This is a genomic window from Moorena sp. SIO3I6 (genome assembly GCF_010672095.1).
Genome location: NZ_JAAHHU010001417.1, coordinates 1 through 1,307, shown reverse-complemented (window position 1 = coordinate 1,307; position 1,307 = coordinate 1). Strand labels below are relative to the sequence as shown.

The window sequence follows — 1,307 nt, the reverse complement described above, 5'->3', positions numbered from 1 at the left end:
CACCCCGGTTTTCCACTTATGTACAACAAACGTCACTTAACGGTTTTTTTGACTCAAAGCCTTACTCTGACAAGGTTGTTAGTTTTGTTATTTTAAATAATACCGTATTTCTATAAGAGCCGCACCCAAATCAAAAAGCGAACGCGAACGCGGTTCCTACAGAACATCGCACCCACCAGAACCATTAGTGTGTTCGCTCTTAACCGCAAAAACGATCATGAAACAACTAAGATATAACATTCCCAAGGGTTATAAACCTTGGAAGGAGATATATGCTGACGTCAAGCACAACTACCGCTTGTATGATGAAGCCCACGAAAATAACCTTCAACCCCATCAATACACCCAAGAAGTGGCATCCGCCTTCGTCCAACTGATGTGGGTAATGGAGGGGCAAGGAAAGCTCTACACCATTTCAAAAGACCTCATGACAGCCTTCTCCAATACCGACGTCTCAGAAAGTATGTTTGAGGGCATTTCATTGAAATCCGACGAAGAGGCTTTTTGCTTGCTTCCTCCCATTGGTTCACTGGTCAATTCTAAAGGTATTACCCTTGACTGGATAGCATTTTCCATGACCGACAAAGCTCTAGATTGGGACTACAAATTTATAGCTAGTGGAAACTACAAAGTCGGCCAAATATTCTACAACTGGACTATTACCTGGGGCATCAATAACGGCTCTCTGGTGTGGGATGAAAAGAAAACCAAGAGCTTTCACCAAAAAGACCAGGAAAATTCTCGAAAAGTCCGCAACTTAGTAATGCAGATCCTGATCGCACAAAGATTCTATCCAGAGCTTTTTGTACAACCCAAATATACTCCTGGTCAAGGGTTTATTGGAAAACCTAAGGAACAGTCTCCAATCATTATTGGGGCTGGATACAAGCTACAGAAGAAAAGTGACGCTAGTGGATCTAAAACCGCTCAATTTAGGAGGGGACACTATCGGAATCAACCCTATGGCGAGGGGCGATCTCAACGCAAGCTAATCTGGATTGAGCCAGTGTGGGTTGGGATTTGATTTTCTCCCAAATTATGTGCAACTACGCTTATTAACCGTAAAGCTCTCCCTATCAAGCCATGCCAACATCAACCAGTTACCTAATCTTCCAGAAGTTCAATATGAGGGACTTGCCTGAGGGTGGGAAAGAAGTCTTCTTCGATCCGGAGCACATCGGCTTTCAAACCGTGGAAGCAATACTGGATGGATTTTCCCCACCTGTTGCGTACGCAGACAAACCTATTATCCCAGGGGTAACTGATCGGACATTAAGAAACTGGGAGGCTGCTGGCAAAATCCAGTA

Annotated in this window: 2 protein-coding genes; both read left to right on the top strand. The window is 44.0% G+C overall.

The window, feature by feature from the left end:
- Positions 1-217 precede the first annotated feature (217 nt).
- A complete protein-coding gene (locus F6K49_RS49855; RefSeq protein WP_293110227.1) occupies positions 218-1,024 on the top strand; it encodes a hypothetical protein in 807 nt (268 codons plus the stop codon).
- Between the two features lie 59 nt (positions 1,025-1,083).
- A partial coding sequence (locus F6K49_RS49850) for a hypothetical protein (RefSeq protein WP_293110225.1) occupies positions 1,084-1,307 on the top strand: 224 nt, incomplete at its 3' end.